Origin of the sequence: Streptomyces sp. NBC_00045, assembly GCF_045041095.1 — a bacterium.
Lineage (GTDB): Bacteria > Actinomycetota > Actinomycetes > Streptomycetales > Streptomycetaceae > Streptomyces.
Window position 1 is genome coordinate 5344662 of sequence record NZ_CP108271.1, and the last position, 19581, is coordinate 5364242.

Annotated in this window: 17 protein-coding genes and 2 pseudogenes; 14 read left to right on the forward strand and 5 right to left on the reverse strand. The window is 74.0% G+C overall.

Annotated features, from left to right (window positions below; all coding sequences use genetic code 11):
* Window position 1: 1 nt before the first annotated feature.
* Window positions 2-256: pseudogene (locus tag OHA65_RS25200) on the forward strand (serine/threonine protein kinase); the annotation flags it as partial.
* A gap of 20 nt (window positions 257-276) precedes the next feature.
* Here OHA65_RS25200 and OHA65_RS25205 read toward each other — a convergent pair.
* A complete protein-coding gene (locus OHA65_RS25205; RefSeq protein ID WP_327285389.1) occupies window positions 277-813 on the reverse strand; it encodes an N-acetyltransferase in 537 nt (178 codons plus the stop codon).
* Between the two features lie 73 nt (window positions 814-886).
* Here OHA65_RS25205 and OHA65_RS25210 point away from each other — a divergent pair, with 73 nt between their 5' ends.
* The 6 genes and pseudogenes from OHA65_RS25210 to OHA65_RS25235 all read left to right on the forward strand — a co-directional run bounded on the left by OHA65_RS25210 (window position 887) and on the right by OHA65_RS25235 (window position 6717).
* Complete coding sequence (locus tag OHA65_RS25210; protein WP_327285390.1) at window positions 887-1321, forward strand: MarR family transcriptional regulator; 435 nt, start codon at window positions 887-889, stop codon at window positions 1319-1321.
* Window positions 1318-1731 carry a hypothetical protein gene (locus OHA65_RS25215; RefSeq protein ID WP_327285391.1) on the forward strand — a complete coding sequence of 138 codons (414 nt, stop codon included), beginning with the start codon at window positions 1318-1320 and terminating at the stop codon, window positions 1729-1731. The genes OHA65_RS25210 and OHA65_RS25215 overlap by 4 nt, the downstream gene beginning before the upstream one ends.
* A gap of 250 nt (window positions 1732-1981) precedes the next feature.
* Window positions 1982-2827, forward strand: a pseudogene (locus OHA65_RS25220) (sulfurtransferase); the annotation flags it as partial.
* Window positions 2810-3364, forward strand: coding sequence for a DinB family protein (locus OHA65_RS25225; RefSeq protein ID WP_371646929.1), 555 nt, complete (start codon window positions 2810-2812; stop codon window positions 3362-3364). The pseudogene OHA65_RS25220 and the gene OHA65_RS25225, both read left to right, overlap by 18 nt.
* Window positions 3365-3725: 361 nt before the next feature.
* Window positions 3726-6122, forward strand: coding sequence for an endopeptidase La (gene lon, locus OHA65_RS25230; protein ID WP_327285392.1), 2397 nt, complete (start codon window positions 3726-3728; stop codon window positions 6120-6122).
* A 142-nt stretch (window positions 6123-6264) separates the two neighbouring features.
* The gene (locus tag OHA65_RS25235; RefSeq protein WP_054225493.1) at window positions 6265-6717 is read left to right on the forward strand and encodes a MarR family winged helix-turn-helix transcriptional regulator; all 453 of its coding nucleotides are present in this window, start codon (window positions 6265-6267) and stop codon (window positions 6715-6717) included.
* A 171-nt stretch (window positions 6718-6888) separates the two neighbouring features.
* Here OHA65_RS25235 and OHA65_RS25240 read toward each other — a convergent pair whose 3' ends face one another.
* On the reverse strand, window positions 6889-7662 hold the full coding sequence (locus OHA65_RS25240) for a hypothetical protein (protein ID WP_327285393.1): 774 nt from the start codon (window positions 7660-7662) through the stop codon (window positions 6889-6891).
* 400 nt (window positions 7663-8062) lie between these two features.
* Between OHA65_RS25240 and OHA65_RS25245 the strand changes: the two genes are divergently transcribed.
* The 5 genes from OHA65_RS25245 (at window position 8063) to OHA65_RS25265 (ending at window position 14185) form a co-directional block, all read left to right on the forward strand.
* Entirely contained in the window at window positions 8063-11335 is a 3273-nt protein-coding gene (locus OHA65_RS25245) for a nitrate- and nitrite sensing domain-containing protein (RefSeq protein ID WP_405756681.1), read from the forward strand.
* Window positions 11332-11811, forward strand: coding sequence for a roadblock/LC7 domain-containing protein (locus OHA65_RS25250; protein WP_327285395.1), 480 nt, complete (start codon window positions 11332-11334; stop codon window positions 11809-11811). The genes OHA65_RS25245 and OHA65_RS25250 overlap by 4 nt, the downstream gene beginning before the upstream one ends.
* Window positions 11808-12215 (forward strand): DUF742 domain-containing protein, encoded by a 408-nt coding sequence (locus OHA65_RS25255; protein ID WP_327285396.1) that lies wholly within the window; start codon window positions 11808-11810, stop codon window positions 12213-12215. The genes OHA65_RS25250 and OHA65_RS25255 overlap by 4 nt, the downstream gene beginning before the upstream one ends.
* Window positions 12196-12828: an ATP/GTP-binding protein gene (locus OHA65_RS25260; RefSeq protein ID WP_327285397.1), complete on the forward strand. Its 633-nt coding sequence runs from the start codon at window positions 12196-12198 to the stop codon at window positions 12826-12828. Before OHA65_RS25255 ends, OHA65_RS25260 begins: the two co-directional genes overlap by 20 nt.
* An 85-nt stretch (window positions 12829-12913) precedes the next feature.
* Window positions 12914-14185: a styrene monooxygenase/indole monooxygenase family protein gene (locus OHA65_RS25265; protein ID WP_327285398.1), complete on the forward strand. Its 1272-nt coding sequence runs from the start codon at window positions 12914-12916 to the stop codon at window positions 14183-14185.
* On the opposite strand, the gene OHA65_RS25270 is transcribed toward OHA65_RS25265, so the two are convergent.
* From OHA65_RS25270 to OHA65_RS25280, 3 genes are all read right to left on the reverse strand, one after another.
* Complete coding sequence (locus tag OHA65_RS25270) at window positions 14125-15612, reverse strand: NlpC/P60 family protein (protein ID WP_371644780.1); 1488 nt, start codon at window positions 15610-15612, stop codon at window positions 14125-14127. The two genes, OHA65_RS25265 and OHA65_RS25270, sit on opposite strands and share 61 nt — an antisense overlap.
* A gap of 229 nt (window positions 15613-15841) precedes the next feature.
* Window positions 15842-16213, reverse strand: coding sequence for a hypothetical protein (locus OHA65_RS25275; protein ID WP_405762468.1), 372 nt, complete (start codon window positions 16211-16213; stop codon window positions 15842-15844).
* Window positions 16213-16602: a DUF6325 family protein gene (locus OHA65_RS25280; protein WP_327285401.1), complete on the reverse strand. Its 390-nt coding sequence runs from the start codon at window positions 16600-16602 to the stop codon at window positions 16213-16215. Before OHA65_RS25280 ends, OHA65_RS25275 begins: the two co-directional genes overlap by 1 nt.
* A 95-nt stretch (window positions 16603-16697) precedes the next feature.
* Here OHA65_RS25280 and OHA65_RS25285 point away from each other — a divergent pair, with 95 nt between their 5' ends.
* Both OHA65_RS25285 and OHA65_RS25290 read left to right on the forward strand, forming a co-directional pair.
* A complete protein-coding gene (locus tag OHA65_RS25285; protein ID WP_328763669.1) occupies window positions 16698-18071 on the forward strand; it encodes an FtsW/RodA/SpoVE family cell cycle protein in 1374 nt (457 codons plus the stop codon).
* Window positions 18068-19546: a penicillin-binding transpeptidase domain-containing protein gene (locus tag OHA65_RS25290; RefSeq protein WP_371644784.1), complete on the forward strand. Its 1479-nt coding sequence runs from the start codon at window positions 18068-18070 to the stop codon at window positions 19544-19546. Before OHA65_RS25285 ends, OHA65_RS25290 begins: the two co-directional genes overlap by 4 nt.
* The last annotated feature ends 35 nt before the right edge of the window (window positions 19547-19581 follow it).

The window sequence follows — 19581 nt, forward strand, 5'->3', positions numbered from 1 at the left end:
TCTGGCCCGCTCGCGCGGTGGCCGTGCCGTGGCCGTCAAGGTGGCACATCCCGAGCTGGCGGCCGACCCGCATTTCCGCGAGCGGTTCCGCGCCGAGGTCGTGGCCGCCCGCAGGGTCGGCGGTTTCCACACGGCCCCGGTCGTGGACGCCGACCCGGACGCCGAAATGCCCTGGCTGGCCACCGCGTTCGTACCGGGACCGACCCTGTCCGCCCTGCTCGCGGAGCAGGGGCCGATGGACGGGCGGCGGCTGAGAACGACTGAGCCGGCGAGCGGCTAGAGGCCGCCGGTGCGGAAGTCGTGCATGTAGAACACCTTGTCGTAGCGGCGGTCCCCGACGGCGACGAAGTCGGGGAGGCGGCCGTACTCGGTGAAGCCGAGCGAGCGGTAGAGCCCGAGGGCGTGGGCGTTGTCACCCCGGACGTCCAGGGTGAGGACCTCGATGCCCGCCGCCCCGGCGTCCGCGACCAAGGCCGCGGTCAGCGCCCGGCCGACGCCGCGCCCGTGGGCGGCGGCGTCCACCGCGAGCTTTTCCAGATCGGCGTGCGGCCGGTGCGTCGGGCGGGCGTAGCGCTGCCAGTAGCCCAGTCCGACGAGGCGGCCGCCCAGGTGGGCGACGCGCAGGGCCGCGTCCCCGGCCTCGACCGCCGACAGGACCCGGTCGAGCAGCTGCGCGACCTCGTCCGGTGAGGGCGGCTCGACCCAGCCGAGGGCCGCACCGCCGGCGACCAGGTCGGCGAGGACGCGGTGCACCGCATCCGGATCGGGGGTCCACTCGCGACCGTCCAGGACAGTGATCGTTTCCGGCTCCATGGGCCGCACCCTAGCGACTGGGGGAGCGGCCTTCGCTTGCAGCCGATAGTACGAAATCGTATAGTCCGAAATTGTGAACTCCGAAATCGTGTCATCTGAGTGGTCGGCCCTGCTGGCGCTCCAGCGGGCCACCCACGCCACCCTTCAGGTCCTCGCCGCGGAGCTGGTCGACCTGGATCTGACCGCCTCCGAGATCAATGCGCTGGCCAACCTCGCCGATGGCCGCGGCCGCACCGTGTCCGAACTGGGAGCGGCCGTCGGCACCCGGCCCACCACGCTGACCAGCGTGCTCGACCGCCTGGAGAAGCGCGGCCACATCACCCGCGGCACCCGCCAGGGAGACCGCCGGGCGGTGCTCATCGAGCTGACCGCCTCCGGGCGAGTGGCAGCCGCCACCATCCGCGAGGCCGTCGCCGGCCTGGAGCAGCGCGCTCTCGGCCAGCTGCCCGCCGACGCGATCGCCGGCCTGCGCGCCGCCCTGCAAGCGCTGACAGAGGTGTCCCGATGACCCCGAGCCCCGCCTTCGAGGAGCTGATGGCCGAAGTGATGGTGACCGCCGCGCGGTTCGGTCACCGGGAACACGTCCACCTGACGTGGCTGGCCGTACGGCGGTGCGGCGTGCCCGCCGCGGTCGACCTGGTCAGTGAGGGCATCCGGCGCACGGCGCGCTACGCCGGCGCGCCCCAGAAGTACAACGCCACCGTCAGCCGTGCCTGGGTGGAACTGGTCGGGCACCACGCCGCCGGGCCCGACGGGGGCGATCGCGACCTCGACTGCGACTTCGACACGTTCGTCGGCCGCCACCCCGCGCTGCTCGACAAACGGCTGCTGACCCGTTTCTACCGCCCGGCGACGCTGGCCGGGGTGCGGGCGAAGTCGGGCTGGGTCGAGCCCGACCTCTCCCCGTTCCCCCGGTAGCCACTACGGGCCGAAGAGTGCCGGCACCCGACCGACCGCCCCGGCCACCGGGACGCCGAGCTCGCCGACCCGCCGGGCCAGCCCACGGATGCTCCCGAGGGCCCGGCGGATCGTGGTGACGACGGACTGCGCGCTCCTCGCGAACTCCCTTACCGGCACGGCGCTTTGCAGGGCATCTCCGGGTCGCGTAGCAAGATGTGTGGCGGGCCTCGAAGGCGAAGGGGCCCGCCTACCGACCCGGAGGTGCCGAATGACCACATCCAGCCCCGATGCCGCCCTGCCCGGACCGCTGGTCGGGGCGGACTGGCTGGCCGGCCGGCTCGGCGAGCCGGGACTCGTCGTGTTCGACGCCTCCGTCGGCGCCCACCGCGGCGCCGACCGGCGGATACCGGGCGCCCGGCCCTTCGACCTCGACGGCGCCCTGTCCGACCACGACGCCCCCGCCCCGCACACCATGCCCGCCGGCGCCGCGTTCGAGGAGGCAATGCGCGCGCTCGGCGTAGACGACACCGACACCGTCGTCGTCTACGACGGCGCCGGCATCTACTCCAGCGCCCGCGCCTGGTGGATGCTGCGCGCCATGGGCTTCGACCGGGCCGCCGTCCTGGACGGCGGGTTGCCCGCCTGGACCGCCGCCGGACTGCCGGTCGAGGAGTGCGGCCCCACCTACGAGGGCCCGCGCGGCTCCTTCACCGCCCGGCCGCGGACCGGGCTGCTGGTCGACGCCGATGCGGTCGGCGCGGCCCTGGCCGATCCGGCGGCCGTCGTACTGGACGCCCGTACCCGCGAGCGGTTCACCGGCGCGGCCCCGGAACCGCGGGCCGGGCTGCGCGGGGGGCACATGCCGGGCGCCGTGAACCTGCCGTTCGGGGACCTCCAGCGCGACAGCGGCCTGATGCGGCCCGCCGGGGAACTCCGGGAGGTCTTCGCCGCGTTGACCGGGGGCAGGGAGCGGCTGTACTTCAGCTGCGGTTCGGGCGTGACGGCGTGCGTCCTGGCCCTGGGGGCCACGCTGGCCGGATACGAGGCCCTCGCCGTGTACGACGGCTCGTGGACGGACTGGGCCGTGCGCCCCGAGCTGCCCGCGGTCACGGGCCGGCGGGCGCAGTTCTTCGATAGCGCCGAGTCCGAGGACCGGTTCGCCGCGCCCGCGACCGGCGACGAACGGGTCCTGCTCACCGATGTCCTGGCGGCGCAGCGCGCGACGCTGGAGCTGAAGTGCGCCGGGCTCGACGCGGAGCTGGCCCTGCGGTCGGTGGAGCCGTCCACGCTGTCGCTTCTCGGACTGGTCCGCCACCTCGCGGACATGGAGCGCCGCTGGTTCCGGCGGGTCCTCGCCGGGCAAGAGGCGTCGGCCCTGTTCTCCTCGGAGGCGGACCCGGACGGCGACTTCGACGGGGCGGTGTCCGGCCCGGGGGTCGTCGCGGCGGCGTGGGAGGCCTGGCGGGACGAGGTCGCGTTCGCGGAGTCGTTCACCGCCGCGGCGCCCGACCTGGACGTGGAGGCCGACGACGAGTGGCGCGGGAAGGTCTCACTGCGCTGGGTGCTCATCCACATGATCGAGGAGTACGCCCGCCACAACGGGCACGCCGACCTGCTGCGCGAGCGGATCGACGGCGCGGTCGGCATCTGAACCCGGGCTCGGGGCCCGGGGGTTGACCCCACCGCATCCCCGGGTGCGGTGATGTCTTCTCGCGCCGCGTCGTTCCGGTTCAGCCGGACGGTCGTCGCCGCCCGGCGCACGGTTCCCTACCGGGGCGACACCCCGCCTGACCGGCCCGACCAGCCCGTCGGCGCAAGTCCGGTCCTCCTCGGGCGAGGCCCGTCTGACGTTCGCGGAGCCGCCGGCGTCGGTGCCCGCGCGGACCGGCCCGGGCGACATCCGCAGCCAGGCCGTTGAGTTGTTCGCCCCCGGCGAACGTCGGATGGGGAACATTGGGGGGCGCACATGCATTGAGTCGGCATAGCTCAACTTCACTGCCGGAGGGAAGATCATGGCTTCGACGTCCGTAACGCTCACTCTGCCCGTGCTGCCGCTCGACGACGAGGTCGTGCTGCCTGGGATGGTCGTTCCGCTGGACCTGTCCGACGCCGAGGTGCGGGGGGCCGTCGAGGCCGCCCAGGCGGCGGTCCGCAGCGGGAAGCCCCGGGTGCTGCTCGTGCCGCGGGTCGACGGGAAGTACGCCGGCACCGGTGTGCTCGGGACCGTCGAGCAGGTGGGGCGGCTCTCCGACGGGGACCCCGGGGCGCTGATCCGCGCTGTCGGCCGCGTCCGGATCGGAGCCGGGACCACCGGGCCCGGCGCGGCGCTCTGGGTCGAGGGCGAGAGCGTCGACGAACGGCTCGCGGACCCGCTGCCCGGGTCGGTCGCCGAGCTCGTCAAGGAGTACAAGGCGCTCGCCACCAGCTGGCTCAAGAAGCGCGGCGCCTGGCAGGTCGTGGACCGCGTCCAGCAGATCGAGGGCGTGTCGGCCCTCGCCGACAATTCCGGGTACTCGCCGTTCCTGACCGTGGCCCAGAAGGTCGAACTGCTGGAGACCGCCGACCCGGTGGCCCGCCTCAAGCTCGCCATCAGCTGGCTCCGCGACCACCTCGCCGAGCAGGACGTCGCCGAGTCCATCGCCAAGGACGTCCAGGACGGCGTCGACAAGCAGCAGCGCGAGTTCCTGCTGCGCCGCCAGTTGGAGGCCGTGCGCAAGGAACTGCGCGAGCTGAACGGCGAGAAGGACGGCGAGGAGTCCGACGACTACCGGGCCCGCGTCGAGGGCGCCGACCTCCCCGAGAAGGTCCGGGAGGCCGCGCTCAAGGAGGTCGACAAGCTGGAGCGGTCCAGCGACCAGTCCCCGGAGGGCTCCTGGATCCGCACCTGGCTGGACACCGTGCTGGAGCTGCCCTGGAACGAGCGGACCGAGGACGAGTACGACATCCGCGGCGCCCGCGCCGTCCTCGACGCCGAGCACGCCGGGCTCAGCGACGTGAAGGACCGCATCACCGAGTACCTGGCCGTGCGCAAGCGGCGTTCCGAGCGCGGCATGGGCGTCATCGGCGGGCGGCGCGGCGGAGCCGTGCTGGCGCTCGTCGGGCCTCCCGGCGTCGGCAAGACCTCCCTAGGGGAGTCCGTCGCGCACGCCATGGGCCGCAAGTTCGTCCGCGTCGCCCTCGGCGGCGTCCGCGACGAGGCCGAGATCCGCGGCCACCGCCGTACGTACGTCGGCGCGCTGCCCGGCCGGATCGTCCGGGCCATCAAGGAAGCCGGATCCATGAACCCCGTGGTCCTGCTCGACGAGATCGACAAGGTGGGCTCCGACTTCCGGGGAGACCCGGCCGCGGCCCTGCTGGAGGTCCTCGACCCGGCCCAGAACCACACCTTCCGGGACCACTACCTGGAGGTCGAGCTGGACCTGAGCGACGTGGTCTTCCTGGCCACCGCCAACGTCCTGGAAGCCATCCCCGAGGCGCTCGCCGACCGCATGGAGCTCGTCCGCCTCGACGGCTACACCGAGGACGAGAAGGTCGTCATCGCCCGCGACCACCTGCTGCCCCGCCAGCTGGAGCGCGCCGGACTCGGCGCCGACGAGGTGGTCCTGGAGGAGGACGCACTGCGCAAGCTGGCCGGCGAGTACACCCGCGAGGCCGGCGTCCGCACCCTGGAGCGCTCCCTCGCCCGGCTCCTGCGCAAGGTGGCCTCCCAGCACGAGCTGGGGGAGCGGCAGCTGCCGCTGCGCATCGGCGCCGACGATCTGCGCGCGCTCATCGGGCGCCCGCACCACGTCCCGGAATCCGCCCAGGACCCCGCCGAGCGGCGCACCGCCGTCCCCGGCGTGGCCACCGGGCTCGCGGTGACCGGCGCGGGCGGCGACGTCCTCTTCGTCGAGGCCTCACTGGCCGACCCGGAGACGGGCGCCGCAGGGCTCACCCTGACCGGGCAGCTCGGCGACGTGATGAAGGAGTCCGCGCAGATCGCGCTGAGCTTCCTGCGCTCCCACGGCGCCGAACTGGAGCTCCCGGTCGCCGACCTGAAGGACCGGGGCGTGCACATCCACTTCCCGGCCGGCGCGGTCCCCAAGGACGGGCCGAGCGCGGGCATCACCATGACGACCGCGCTGGCCTCGCTGCTGTCGGGGCGCCAGGTCCGCACCGACGTGGCCATGACCGGCGAGGTCTCGCTGACGGGGCGCGTCCTGCCCATCGGCGGGGTCAAGCAGAAGCTGCTGGCCGCACACCGGGCCGGCCTGACCACCGTGATCATCCCGAAGCGCAACGAGGCCGACCTGGACGACGTTCCGTCCGAGGTCCTGGAAGGCCTGGAGGTGCACCCGGTGACCGACGTGCGCCAGGTCCTGGAACTGGCCCTCGCGGCAGACGCCGTCCCGGTCTCCGCGGCCGCCTGACCCGCGGCCGCCCGACCCGCGCCCGGCCGCACGCACCACCGGCCCGCGACCCTTCGCCCGGACTCCGTCCGGGGGCCTGCGGGCGGGGTCCCGGGCCGGTGGTGTTTCCGCTGCGAAATACTGGTGCCCCAGGACACCATCGATGGGAGCGGACGTGCACGGAAGCGAAGACCAGGAGTTCCTTGCCCTGGAGCGGGAGCTGTCCGTCTTCCTCCGGCGGGCCCGGGCCTCCTCCGGGGAGATGGCGCGCGCCCTGCACCCCGAGCTGGAGCCGGCCGCGTACGGGCTGCTCGTCCGGCTGGAGGCCGCGGGCCGACAGCGGGCCACCGAGCTCGCCGCGTACTTCGGGGTCGGCAAGGCCACCATGAGCCGCCAGCTGCGCGCCCTGGAGCTGCTCGGCCTGGTGGCCCGCGAGCCCGACCCGGCCGACGGGCGGGCCTTCCTGGTCGGCCTCACCGACGAGGGGCGCGAGCGGTTCCTGCGCGTGCGGGGGGCCCGGCGCGAGCAGTACATGCGCAAGCTCGCCGACTGGGACCGGGGCGAGGTCGCCGAACTGGCCCGGCTGCTCAACCAGCTGAACCAGGGCGAGGAATAGCCCCCCCGGGCCGACTGGCACACCACGACGCGACGGGTCGGGCCGGCGCGGGGCGGGTGCGGCGCCGCCGCGCGAGCGGCCCGGGCCGCGCCCGGCTTTCGGGACTCCGCCCCGCACTCCGCGCCTCGAACGCCGGCGGGGCCGGCCTTTCGCCCGGCGAGCCCGGATCGGCTACAGCTCCGCGTAGGCCGCCGACGCGTCGTCGTGGCGCTTGCCGCGGGTCAGGGGGCGCCCCGGGTCCGACTCCAGGGCGCGGACCCGGGCGATCAGGCCCTGCGCGCCCTCCTTCCGGAGCACCGCCAGGCACTGCGCCCAATCGCCCTCCCCGAACGTGTCCGTCCACCGGCTCGCCCCGTCGGTGAGCGCCGCCACCGCCCGTACCCGCGCGCGCGGGCTGCGCCCGGTCACCGCCCGGGCGGCGACCGCCGGGTCCGCGGCCGCCGTGAAGAAGCCGCCCTCCGCGTTGCGCAGCGCGTCCGCCGAGGCGTGCGTACGCAGCAGCTCGCGCGGGATCCGGTCGAGCCGGTCGTCGAGCACCGGCGTCACCTCGCCCCCGGGCGCTTCGAGGAGCAGCACGGAATCCGAGAGCACGAGGTGCTCCACGTACGCCTCGTCCCAGCGGACCATCACCACCGTCGCCTGCGGGGTCCGCACGTGAGAAAGGTCACAGGTGCCCCGGTGTGCGTCGGCGGTTTCGCGGATGGCTTCCGCCAGGATCCGGTCCAGCGGCATGTCCCGCCGCGATCCGGACAGTTCGGTCAATCGGCCCCCGAGTCGGGCCGCGAACCAGGGCACGTCGTGCGTACAGCCCACCGCGCCGTCCGGCGGGGTGACCCCGTCCAGGGCGACCAGGACTCCGCCGCCCGCAGCGGGCATCGCCGCCGATAGCCAGTCCTCGTTGGGGCGTTCCGGGTTGCCGGGGGCCGAGGCGAGGTCGATGCGCATACGGACATTCTGCCCGCCGGGTACGCCGGGGCGGGCCGTGACGGTGTGAAAAGTCCGTACCAATGCGGAGGGGGTCGGACCGGCGCCGCCCGCCCGCCCGCAGGGGCGCTCGGCGGGCTCCGGGCGGGATGTGGGCGCGCATACTGCCAAAGCCCCCATCGATCTTTCAACCACCGGTCCATGACGGCGCTCTGACAGCGCCCCGCCGAGTTGGTTGCCAACTCATCCGTGATGTTCACTCGTTCGAGTGGCCGGGTGGGCGATGTCAGGCTCTCTCCCCAACACACTGCAAAGGTCTGAGGCGGTACGAGGGGGCAGGGGGCGTTTACTTGTTGACCGGCCGTTACCTCGGCCACACGAGTAGACGAGCACGAGCACACGTACAGGATTGCGAGCACCGGTGCAGAAGAAGCGGTCTCGGAAGAACGGCACCGCCATCGACGGCCCCGCCCCCGCAGGACGCAGTGTCCGCGTGCGCAGCAGGCTCGTCCTCGGCGTCGCCGTCGCCGGCCTCACTGTCCTTGCGGCCGGCGCACCCGCCGTGGTCTCCGCGACGCGGGAGCTGAACGACTCCCAGCAGCTGGTCACGCTCGCCGAGCAGACCCAGCACACCCTCACCCTCGCGCACCTCCTCGGCGACGAGCGCGACGCCGTCGTCGAGTACGTGGCCAAGGGCCGCCCAGGCGCCCAGGCGAAGGCCCCCGTCCAGGAGCGCACCGCGCTCACCGACCGCCAGCTCGCCGAGGTCCAGAGCGAGGCCGACGAACCACTCGCCCGCGCCCTCGCCCGCGTCCAGGCCGTCCGCAACGAGGCCGTCGACGGCAAGGGCGGCGCCCTCGCCGCCCAGCAGGCGTACACGGGCGTCATCGCGGAACTCCTCGCCCCCGGCGACCGGCTCGCCGAGCTGACCCCGCCGCGCGCCGTGGCCGCCCTCGCCACCACCCGCCCCCTGGCCCCCCTCGGCCAGGCCGTCGAACAGGCCTCGGCCACCCGCGGACTGCTCCTCGCCGCGCTGGCCGTCCCCCGCGGCGAGCAGACCTCGAACACCGCTGCCGTCGACGAACTGAGCACCGCCGCCCAGCGGGCCCGGGTACGCGAGCAGGCCGCCCTCGACGACTTCTCCCGGGTCTCCCGGCCCGACGTGCGCCAGACCCTCGCCGCCACCGTCACCGGCCCCGAGGTCAAGGCCGCCGACGACTACCTCAAGCGGCTCACCGAACGGCCCACGCTGTCCACGGCCGACCGCAAGCTCGACGGCGCCACCGTCGCCCCCGCGCTCACCGCCCGCATCGACCGCATGCGGTCCGTGGAATCCACCCTCGCCGGGCAGCGGGCCACCGCACTCGCCACCCTGCGCGACGACGACGTGACCCGGCTGGAAATGCTGGTCGCCGTCCTCGGCCTGCTGTTCCTCGTCGCCATCGGCTTCTCGACCGCCGTCGCGCGCTCCCTGACCCGGCCGCTGTCCGTACTGCGCCGCGGCGCGGCCCGGCTCGCGACGCCCGAAGGATCGGTGGAGCCGGTCCGCTTCACCGGCCGCAACGACGAGTTCGCCGAAGTCGTGCGCCACCTCAACGCCGTCCGCGACCAGACCGTCGCCCTGCACACCCGGATCGCCGGCCTCGACGCCGACGGCCGCCGCCTCATCGGCCGCAACGAGGCGCTGACCGCGGGCCGGGAAGCGCTGGAGCAGGAGCTCAAGCAACTGCGGGCCGGCCTCGAAGAACACCGCCGCGTCATGTCGACGACCTCGGTCTCGCTGTCGCTGCGCACGCTCGGCCTTGTCGAGCGCCAGCTCGCGGTCATCGAGGAGCTGGAATCCAGGGAGCAGGACCCGGACCGGCTGGCGACCCTGTTCAAGATGGACCACCTGGCGACGGTCATGCGCCGCCACAACGAGAACCTGCTCGTCCTCGCCGGACAGGAGCACGGCCACGGCGCCGGGGCCGTCCCCGTCCCGCTGGTCGACGTCATGCGCGCCGCGGTCAGCGAGATCGAACGCTACGAACGCGTCGACCTCACGACGCTGCCCCCGTTCACCCAGGTGGCGGGACACGCCGCCGACGACATCTCGCACGTCCTCGCCGAGCTGCTGGAGAACGCGACGACGTTCTCCCCGCCCGAGGCCAAGGTCAAGGTGTCCGGATGGCTGCTCGACTCCGGCGACGCGGTGCTGTCCGTCGTCGACGAGGGCATCGGGGTCACCGGTGACCGGCTGGAAGCGCTCAACGCCCGCCTGGCCACCCCCGAGTCGTACGACGAGGAACCCGAAGCGGAACACGGCCTGGGCCTCGGCCTGTACGTCGCTGGACGCCTCGCGGCCCGGCACGGGGTCACCGCGGAGCTGCGCGCCGGGCGCCCCGGCGGCACGGAGGCCCTCGTGGTCGTCCCGGCCGCCCTGCTCCCGGCCACCCCGCCGACCTCGCCCGTCCACACCTTCGCCACGCCGGGCATGCCCGAGTTCCGGCTGCCCGGCGTGATCGCCGAGGCGAACGAGAACACCATCCCGCCCCGCCGGATGCCTCCGGCGGCGGACCGGGACGCGGAGCCCCTGGCCCAGGCCGAGCCCGCCCCCGAGCCCTTCCGGGACCCGGGTCCGGAAGCGGACGCGGAGCTCCTGCGCGCCATGGAGTGGGACCCCGCCGTCCCGCCCGCCGCCGTCCCGCCCGCCGCCGACGAGACCACGGCCGCGGAGTCCGCCGCCGGCGACCCCGCCACGGAGGAGCCCGCCGCCGAGCCCGTGACCCCGGATGCGCAAACGCGGTCCGGCGAGCCCGAGCCCGGCGAAGCCGAAGTCGAAGCCGCGGCCGAGACTTCGGACCTGGGTGCGGAGCTGGCCGGGGAGTTCGGCCCCGATCTGGCCGGCGGCCTGGAGCCCGACTCCGACACGGACGCGCACGCCCCCGCCGCGGACGGTGGGCTGCCGCCCGCCGACCAGGTGTTCACGGCACAGGCCTCGGAGCCGGCCCCGGAGCTGGCTGCGGGTGGCCACGCCTTCGCGGACCAGGAGGCCGCCCTGCCTCCGGCCGACCAGGTGTTCACCGCAGTGAGCGGACCGGCCGAGGAGCTGCTGGCCCGGGTCGTCCCGGACGCGCCCATATCGGAGCCCGAGCCGGAGGTGCCGGGCGCCGACCAGGTGTTCACCGCGGCCGGCCCGACCGAAGAGGTCCCGGGCGACCGGGATCCCGGCGACGAGCTGCTCGCGCGGGTCGTCCCCGACGCGGGACCGGAGGGCTTCGCGGGGGCCGACCCCGACCCGGCGTCCCCCGAACCGCTAACCGGTGCCGGCCCGCGGGCCGACGTACCGGAAGAACGCCCGTCCCTGCCGGGGCGGCCCGTCCCCGCCGCCGCCCCCGACGGCCCCGCGGAGCCCCACCGGCACGCACCCGACGAGGCCGATTGGATTCCCCGCCAGGGGAGCCACCCCGACGCCGGACCGGAACGCGTCACCGGCAAGGGGCTGCCCAAGCGGACCCCGCGCACGGTGGCCGCCGGACGGCCCGGCCGCACCGACGCCGTACGGCCCGAGCCGCCGCGCCGCGTCGACGCGGACGAGCTGCGCCGTCGGCTCGGCGGCTTCTACCAGGGGACGCGGGACGGACGGCGCGTCGTAGCCGCCGAGCTCGCACAGGACACCGACCAGGGGGACACCGCACAGGAGGCACGCACATGACCGCGCCCAGTACGTACGGACTGAGCACCCAGGCCCGCAACCTGCAGTGGCTGCTGACCGACCTGGTCGAGGAGGTGCCCGGCGTCAACTCCGTCGCGGTCGTGTCCTCGGACGGGCTCCTGCTGCTGTCCTCCGACCCCGCAGGAGCCGCCGGCGAGAGCCCCGCGCGCACCAAGGGCCCGCGCGGCGCCTCCGCCGACCTGGCCACCATCGTCTCCGGCCTCGGCAGCCTCACCACCGGCGCCGCCGAGCTCATGGACGGCGGAGCGGTCAAGCAGACCATGGTGGCGATGGAGTACGGTTCCGTCTTCGTCATGGCCATCAGCGACGGCTCGCTCCTCGGCGTCCACGCCACACCCGACTGCGACATGAGCGTGGTGGCGTACCACATGGCGCTGTTCGTCGGCCGTGCCGGCCACGTCCTGACCCCGGAAGTCCGCAGCGAGCTGCGCCAGTCGATGGAGAAGACCACGTGAGGAGCACGGCCTCGGCGACCGACCGGCTGCCGATACGCGGAGCCGACCGCCGGCCCGCACGCGTCCGCCCGTACTCCCTCACGGGCGGCCGCACCCGCTTCACGCAGGTCCTGCACGTGGAGACGTTCGTCGCCGCCCTCGACACCCGCGCATCGGAGCCGCAGGACCCCGCCGCGAGCACGGACCGCATGCCCGAGATGCCGGCGATCGTCGAGGTCTGCCGCCGCATGCGCACCATCGCCGAGATATCCGCGCTGCTGAAGCTGCCGCTGGGAGTGGTCCGCGTCCTGGTCAGCGACCTCGCCGACCAAGGACGCATACGCGTGTACGGGACGGGGCACGGCCCCGGCCGCCCCGAACGCGCGCTGCTGGAAAGGGTGCTCAGTGGTCTTCGCCGTCTCTGACCCGCCCGTCCACCCCGCCGCCCCGGACGACGAGGCCGTCCAGCCCTGGCAGTACGACCGCTCCCGCGCACCCGTCGCCGTCAAGGTGCTGGTCGCGGGTGGCTTCGGCGTCGGCAAGACCACCTTCGTGTCGTCCGTCTCCGAGATCACCCCGCTGCGCACCGAGGCGGTGATGACCCAGGCCAGCCTCCCCACGGACGACCTCTCGGCCACGCCGGACAAGAGCACCACCACCGTCGCGATGGACTTCGGCCGCATCACCCTCGACGACGACCTCGTGCTGTACGTGTACGGGACCCCGGGCCAGGAGCGGTTCTGGTTCATGTGGGACGACCTGGTCCGCGGCGCCATCGGCGGCATCGTCCTGGCCGACACGCGCCGCTTGCGCGACTGTTTCCCGGCCCTCGACTACTTCGAGAGCTGCGGCCTGCCGTACGCCGTCGCCGTCAACCACTTCGAGGGCTCGCACGCGTACGAACCCCAGGACGTGCGGGAGGCGCTGACCATCCCGGCGCACGTACCGGTGGAGATCATGGACGCGCGGCGCCGGGACACGGTCGTCGCCTCCCTGCTCACGCTGGTGGGCCACGCACTGGACGCGACCCCCGAATAGGTTCCCGACACCGCGAACCCGTCGAACCGTCGCCCTGTCGAACCGTCGAACCGTCCGAACCGCTCACCCGAATCGAGAACGTGAGATGCGCAAGATACTCGTCGTGGGGGCCGGCCAGTCCGGCCTCCAGCTCGCCCTCGGCCTCCAGTCGAAGGGGTACGAGATCACCCTCATGTCCAACCGGACGGCGGACGAGATCCGCACCGGGCGGATCATGTCCACGCAGGTCATGTTCGACACGGCGCTCCAGCACGAGCGCGATCTCGGGCTGAACTTCTGGGAGCGGCACGCCCCGCGGATCGAAGGCATCGGCGTCTCCGTCGCGGCCCCGGACGGCTCGCGCCCCGTCGACTGGCTCGGCCGCCTCAAGGGGTACGCGCAGTCCGTCGACCAGCGCCTGAAGATGGCCGGATGGATCGACACCTTCGTGCAGCGCGGCGGACAGCTGGTGATCCACGGCGCGTCCGTCGCCGACCTGGACTACTTCTCCCGTACGTACGACCTGGTGCTCGTCGCCGCCGGCAAGGGCGAGCTGGTGTCGATGTTCGGGCGGGACGCGGCGCGCTCGCCGTACGACGCGCCGCAGCGCGCGCTGGCCGTCTCGTACGTGCACGGCCTCGCACCGCGCGCCGAGCACCCGGAGACGGAAGCGGTGCGCTGCAACCTGGTCCCCGGGGTGGGCGAACTGTTCGTGATGCCGGCGCTGACGACGTCGGGGCGGGCGGACATCCTGTTCTGGGAGGGACTCCCGGGCGGCCCGCTCGACGTGTTCCGCGGGGTGCACGACCCGGCCGAACACCTCGCGCTCACGCTGGAACTGATGGAGAAGTTCACGCCCTGGGAGTACGCGCGGGCGGCGGACGTGGAACTGACGGACGCCGGCGGCACGCTGGCCGGCCGGTACGCGCCGGTCGTCCGCAACCCGATCGGGCGGCTGCCGGGCGGCGGCCTGGTGCTGGGCGTCGCCGACGTGGTCGTCGCGAACGACCCGATCACCGGCCAGGGATCGAACTCTGCCTCCAAGTGCGCGGCCTCGTACCTGTCGTCGATCCTGATGCACGGGGACAAGCCGTTCGACGAGGCCTGGATGAAGGCCACCTTCGACAAGTTCTGGTTCACGACGGGCAAGCCGGTGACCCAGTGGACGAACGCGATGCTCGGCGTCCCGCCGGAGCACGTCCTGAACCTGATCGGGGCGGCCGGGCAGCTCCAGCCGGTGGCGGACCGTTTCGCCAACGGCTTCGACAACCCGGCCGACTTCGAAACGTACTTCTACGACCCCGAAGACGCGCAGGACTACCTGGCCGAGGTCTCGTCGTCTGCAGGGGCGGCGGCCGGGGCCCCTTCGGAGGAGTAGCCGGCGTCGCCGCCCTCCGTGCTCGCGGTCGCGGGGAGCGCGGGCGCGGTGAACTCGGTGAGCGGGGTGCCGTCGGGATCGGGCCGCACGGCCCCCAGCAGCGGGTTCGCTGCGATGGGGGACACCTTGACCTTCGCCCCGGGCCGCGGTGCCTGGATCACCTTCCCGTCGCCGACGTACAGGGCCACATGGGTGGCGGTGGGGAAGTACACCACCAGATCGCCGGGCCGCAGCTCGTCCAGCGGCACCCTCGGGAGCTGCGCCCACTGTTCCTGACTGGTCCGGGGGATGGACCGGCCGGCGTGCGCCCAGGCCTGTGAAGTCAGCCCGGAGCAGTCGAAGGACCCCGGCCCCTCGGCACCCCAGACGTACGGTTTGCCGATCTGCTCCGTGGCGTAGGTCAGCGCGGCGCCGCCGGCGGCCGTCGGCGTACGGGGCGTGGTGGCGAGCCGGCCCGAACCGAGCAGCTCCCGCTGCGCGGTGGCGGTGTCCGCGGCCTCGCGTTCCCCGAGCCGGGCGAGCTGCTCGGCACTGAGCGAGGCCAGCATCCCCTCGACCTGCTTGAGCTTGAGATCGACCTGCTGCTTGTGCAGTTTGCGCTGTGCGGTCAGGGTCTGGCGGGCGTCGAGGGACTTGCGGGCGGCGGCGGCGAGCAGGTCGGCCCGGTGCACGTTCCGGGTGAGCCGGGCCAGCACCCCGGCCCGCCGGGCGCCCTCGCGGGCGGCGAGCCGCCGCTGGTCCAGGGCGGCCCGGGCGTCGCCGGTGAGCAGCATGCGGGCGTACGGGGAGAGGCCGACGGAGTGCTCGTACTGCTCCCGGGCCATCCGCCCGGCCGCCGCCTTCTCCGCACCGAGGGCGGTACGGGCCTTCCCCAGCTCGGAGCCGAGCCGCCGCTCCTCGTCCTGCCCGGCCTTGAGTGCGACCTCCGTGGCGTTGAACGCCTCGGTGGCCTCTTCGGCTTGCCGGTACAGCCCCTGCAACTGGGCGAGCAGCGCCCCCACGGACTGCCCGGGCCCCGGCCGGGCGGTGACCCCGTCCGAGGGCGCGGCGCCCGCCGGGAGGGGGCTCGGGGCGGCGGCGCCGTCCGCCGGGCCGGTGCTCCCGGCGGCGGCGGTGGCCCCCGAGCCGGGGCTCGGTGTCGTGGTGGCTCTTGTGCCGGGGTCCGGGGTGGCGGTGGTGGCTCTCGTGCCGGGGCTCGGGGTGGCGGTGGTGGCTCTCGGGCCGGGGCTCGGTGTGGGGCTGGCTCCCGTGCCGGGGTTCCGACCGGGGGCTGCGTCAGCGGGGCCCGGGCTCTTCCGGGTGGCGGGGGACGCCTGTGACGGAGTGTCGGGCAGGGGGCCGGCGTGGGTGGCGGGGAGCGGGCCGACCGTGACGAACACGGCGGCGATGCAGGCGGCGCGGAGCAGGCGGCATGACAATGTGATCACCTCCAGGCGGCCGATGCTGCCACGCGCGGTATGACAAATCCCCGACCGGGAACGGCCAGTTCCGCACACTCACCTGTCCGGCCCAACCCGCGCGGGGCGGGTGCCGAGACCCTGTGTGGGGGCCCGGCTCCGGCCGGTCGCAGCCGAACCCGGCTCCGCGGGCGTTCGTGGGGCGGGGTTCGGGGGCTCGGCCGGCCGGTCCCCGTCAGGGGCACCGCACTCGGTCGCGTCAGGGGTGGAGGAGGCGGGTTTTGGCCTCCTTGAACTCCTGCGGGGTCAGGATGCCCTCCCGGGCCAGTTCGGCCAGCTGCGCCAGCTCTGAGGCCAGCCCACCGGTCGGGCCACCGGTCGGGCCACCGGGCGGCCCAGCGGTCGGCCCGCCGGGTCGGCCGACCGGGCGGGGTCCGGGGTCGGGTCCGGGGTCGGGTCCCGAGTCGGGCTGCGGGGCGTCTGGGGCCGGAGCCGGGGCCGGAGCCGGGGCCGGAGCCGGAGCCGGAGCCGGGGCTCGGCCCGCGGCTCGGGAGAGGAGGCCTTGGAGGAGGGGGTGGCCCGACGGGCGGCGGGCCGCTTCGATCCTCGTTCCGATCGGGCGGATGAACATCAGGCCGCCCCCGTCCGCTCGGGCGGGATCCGGACCGAGCCCACGATCCGCCCGCCCGCCGCGCGTACGGCGATCGCCGCGTCCTCGGCCCACACGTGCTCGACCACCAGCAGCAGTGCGCAGCTGCCCCGTTCGAGCAGGTCCGCCGACTCCCCGACGTCCTCCGCCCCGATCAGCTGTGCGGCCTCCCGGTGCCGTAGCAGGCCCTGGAGTTCCATGAACTCGTCGAACTCCGCCGCCAGCACCTCACCGCCCGCGGTCTTCGTGACCACGAGCCCGTCGATGAGCCGTACGACCCCCGCTTTGCGCAGTCCCATCACGGCCTCGACCGCGGGTACCCGCAGTTGTTCCTCCGGGAAGGCGAGGACGATGAATTCCACTGGTCCCATGTGCCGCGGCTCCCACTCGTGACCGTTTCTGACGACTCTTCGGCACTCTATGACATAAGCGGACATACCATCCGTCCGCTTGCTACGTTTCCCGCATGACCGCTCTGACGGCAGAGGTGGCGGAGCCCGCCCCGCCCCCGCCCCCCGACGCCTCCGCGTCCACGCGCAGGGGCGTCGAGCTGACGCTCCTCGCCGGAGCCGTCCTCATCTCGGTCCTCGGCCACCTCTACGTCGGCCTCGCCACGACCGGCCGCATTCCCGAGACCGCCGGCCGCTACGCCGCCGGTCTCGCCGGGACCGCCCTGCTCGCGCACCTCGCCGTCCGCTTCCGGGCCCCGTACGCCGATCCGCTCGTCCTGCCCATCGCCGTCCTGCTCAACGGCCTCGGCCTGGTCCTGATCCAGCGGCTCGACGCGACCACTCCCGCCCACCTCACCGCCGGCGACCAACTGCGCTGGTCGGCCCTGGGGATGGCCCTGTTCGTCCTCGTCGTCGTGGCTCTGCGCGACCACCGGGTGCTCCAGAAGTACGCGTACCTCTCCGTGGTCACGGCCCTGGCGCTGATGCTCGTCCCGGTGTTCTTCCCGGCCGTCAACGGAGCCCACATCTGGATCCGGTTCGCCGGATTTTCCTTCCAGCCCGGGGAGTTCGCGAAGATCCTGCTCGCCGTCTTCTTCGCCGCTTACCTCGCGGCGAACCGCACGGCGCTCGCCCTCACCGGCCGCCGGCTCTTCTGGAAACTGCGGCTGCTGCCCGGCCGGGTCCTCGGCCCGATCCTGGCGATCTGGCTGCTCAGCGTCGGTGTGCTCGTCCTGGAGCGGGACCTGGGCACCTCGTTGCTGTTCTTCGGGCTGTTCGTCGTCATGCTGTTCACCGCGACCGGCCGGATCGGCTGGATCGCGATCGGGCTGCTGCTCGCCGCGGTGGGGGCGTACGCGGTGGGCACCCTGGAGCCGCACGTGCACAGCCGCGTAGGCGACTGGATGAATCCTTTCGCCTCCATCGACCGCGGCGAGGGTCCCGGTCAGCTCGCCCAGTCCCTGTTCGCCTTCGGGGCCGGCGGACTCCTCGGTTCCGGGCTCGGCCACGGCCAGTCCTTCCTGATCGGCTTCGCCGCCAAGTCGGACTTCGTCCTGGCCACCGCCGGGGAGGAGCTCGGCCTCGTCGGCATCACCGCGATCCTGCTGCTCTACGGGCTCCTCGTGGACCGCGGGTTCCGGGCAGGGCTCGCGCTGCGCGATCCCTTCGGGCGCCTGCTCGCCACCGGTCTCGCCTCGATCGTCGCGCTCCAGGTCTTCGTCATCACCGGGGGAGTCACCGGGCTGATCCCCCTCACCGGCATGGCCATGCCGTTCCTCGCCCAGGGCGGCTCCTCCGTCGTCACCAACTGGATCATCGTCGCGCTGCTCGTCCGGCTCGGTGACAGTGCCCGGCGGCCGGGCCCGGCCGGAGCGGAGGACGCGGCGTGATCCGGTACATCCGCTGGTGCGCGTTCTCCTGCGCGCTGTTGCTCGTCGCCCTGCTCGTCAACGTGGCCCGGGTGCAGGTCTGGGAGGCCGCGGCGTACGGGGCGAACCCGGCGAACAAGCGCCCCGCCATCGAGCGCTACGCCCGGCCCCGCGGGGACATCCTGGTCGACGGACGGCCCGTCACCGGCTCCCGTGACAGCGGCCAGCTGCTGCGCTACGAGCGGACGTACGCCAACGGCCCGCTGTACGCGCCGGTCACCGGGTTCTCCTCGCAGACGTACGGGACCAGCCTCGTCGAGCGCGCCGAGGACGCGGTCCTCGCGGGCACCGATCCGGGGCTCTCGGCCTTCCCCCTCTGGTACGACCTGACCCGCGGCCGCCCGGCCGGCGGGAACGCGGAGACCACCGTCCGGGCCGGCGTGCAGCGGGCCGCGTACACGGGGCTGGCGGGCAGGCGCGGCGCGGCGGTCGCCCTGGAGCCCGCCACCGGGAGGATCCTCGCGCTGGTCAGCAGCCCCTCGTACGATCCGTCGCTGCTCTCCGGCACCGGCGCGCGCGTCAAGGCGGCCTGGGCGCGGCTGAACGCGGATCCCGCCCGGCCGATGCTGAACCGGGCGCTGCGCGAGACGTATCCGCCGGGCTCCACCTTCAAGATCGTCACGGCGGCCGCGGCCCTGGACGCGGGGGTGGTCGCCGACGTGGACGCGCCCACCCGGACCCCGGACCCGTACCCGCTGCCGGGGACCAGCACGCTGCTGCCGAACGCGGGCACCGGCTGCGAGGACGCCTCGATGGCGGAGGCGGTGCAGTGGTCCTGCAACACGGTGATGGCGAAGATCGGGGTCCGGGTCGGGCTGCGCGGGATGGTGGACGCGGCGCGCCGGTTCGGGTTCGACGACGGGGGACTGCGGGTGCCGGCCTGGGTGTCACGGTCCAACTTCGACACCGACATGAGCCCGGACCAGCTGGCGCTGTCTTCGATCGGGCAGTTCAACACGACGGCGACGCCGCTCCAGATGGCGATGGTGGCGGCGGCGGTCGCGAACGGCGGAGAGCTCAAGTCCCCGTACCTGGTGGACGGGGCCACCCAGGACGACGGGGACCGGATCCGGCGCGGGCAGCAGCGCAGCCTGGGGCGGGCGATGAACCCGGCGACGGCGCTGCGGCTACAGGAGCTGATGGTGCAGGTGGTGGAGAACGGGACCGGGCGCAACGCCGCGATCCCCGGCGCGGTGGTGGGCGGCAAGACCGGTACCGCCCAGCACGGCGTCGGGAACGCGGGGACCCCGTACGCCTGGTTCATCGGCTGGGCCAAGGCCGAGGACGCGCCGCTGCCGGGGGTCGCGGTGGCGGTGGTCGTCGAGGACGCGGAGGCGCACCGCGGCGACATCAGCGGCAACGGCGCGGCGGCCCCGATCGCGCGGGCGGTGATGGAGGCCGCGCTGTACGGCCCGCCGCCCCCGGCCACCCGCTGAAACGCCTTGTGGGGGAGCGGCCGACGGTGCTGGGG

Bases quoted from the DNA above. Each gene is read 5' to 3' on its own strand.
- OHA65_RS25285 (WP_328763669.1), top strand. From the start codon at position 16,698: ATGACCGCTCTGACGGCAGAGGTGGCGGAGCCCGCCCCGCCCCCGCCC.
- OHA65_RS25265 (WP_327285398.1), top strand. From the start codon at position 12,914: ATGCGCAAGATACTCGTCGTGGGGGCCGGCCAGTCCGGCCTCCAGCTC.
- OHA65_RS25205 (WP_327285389.1), bottom strand. From the start codon at position 813: ATGGAGCCGGAAACGATCACTGTCCTGGACGGTCGCGAGTGGACCCCC.
- OHA65_RS25280 (WP_327285401.1), bottom strand. From the start codon at position 16,602: ATGGGACCAGTGGAATTCATCGTCCTCGCCTTCCCGGAGGAACAACTG.
- OHA65_RS25250 (WP_327285395.1), top strand. From the start codon at position 11,332: ATGACCGCGCCCAGTACGTACGGACTGAGCACCCAGGCCCGCAACCTG.
- OHA65_RS25235 (WP_054225493.1), top strand. From the start codon at position 6,265: ATGGGAGCGGACGTGCACGGAAGCGAAGACCAGGAGTTCCTTGCCCTG.
- OHA65_RS25240 (WP_327285393.1), bottom strand. From the start codon at position 7,662: ATGCGCATCGACCTCGCCTCGGCCCCCGGCAACCCGGAACGCCCCAAC.
- OHA65_RS25215 (WP_327285391.1), top strand. From the start codon at position 1,318: ATGACCCCGAGCCCCGCCTTCGAGGAGCTGATGGCCGAAGTGATGGTG.
- lon (WP_327285392.1), top strand. From the start codon at position 3,726: ATGGCTTCGACGTCCGTAACGCTCACTCTGCCCGTGCTGCCGCTCGAC.
- OHA65_RS25275 (WP_405762468.1), bottom strand. From the start codon at position 16,213: ATGTTCATCCGCCCGATCGGAACGAGGATCGAAGCGGCCCGCCGCCCG.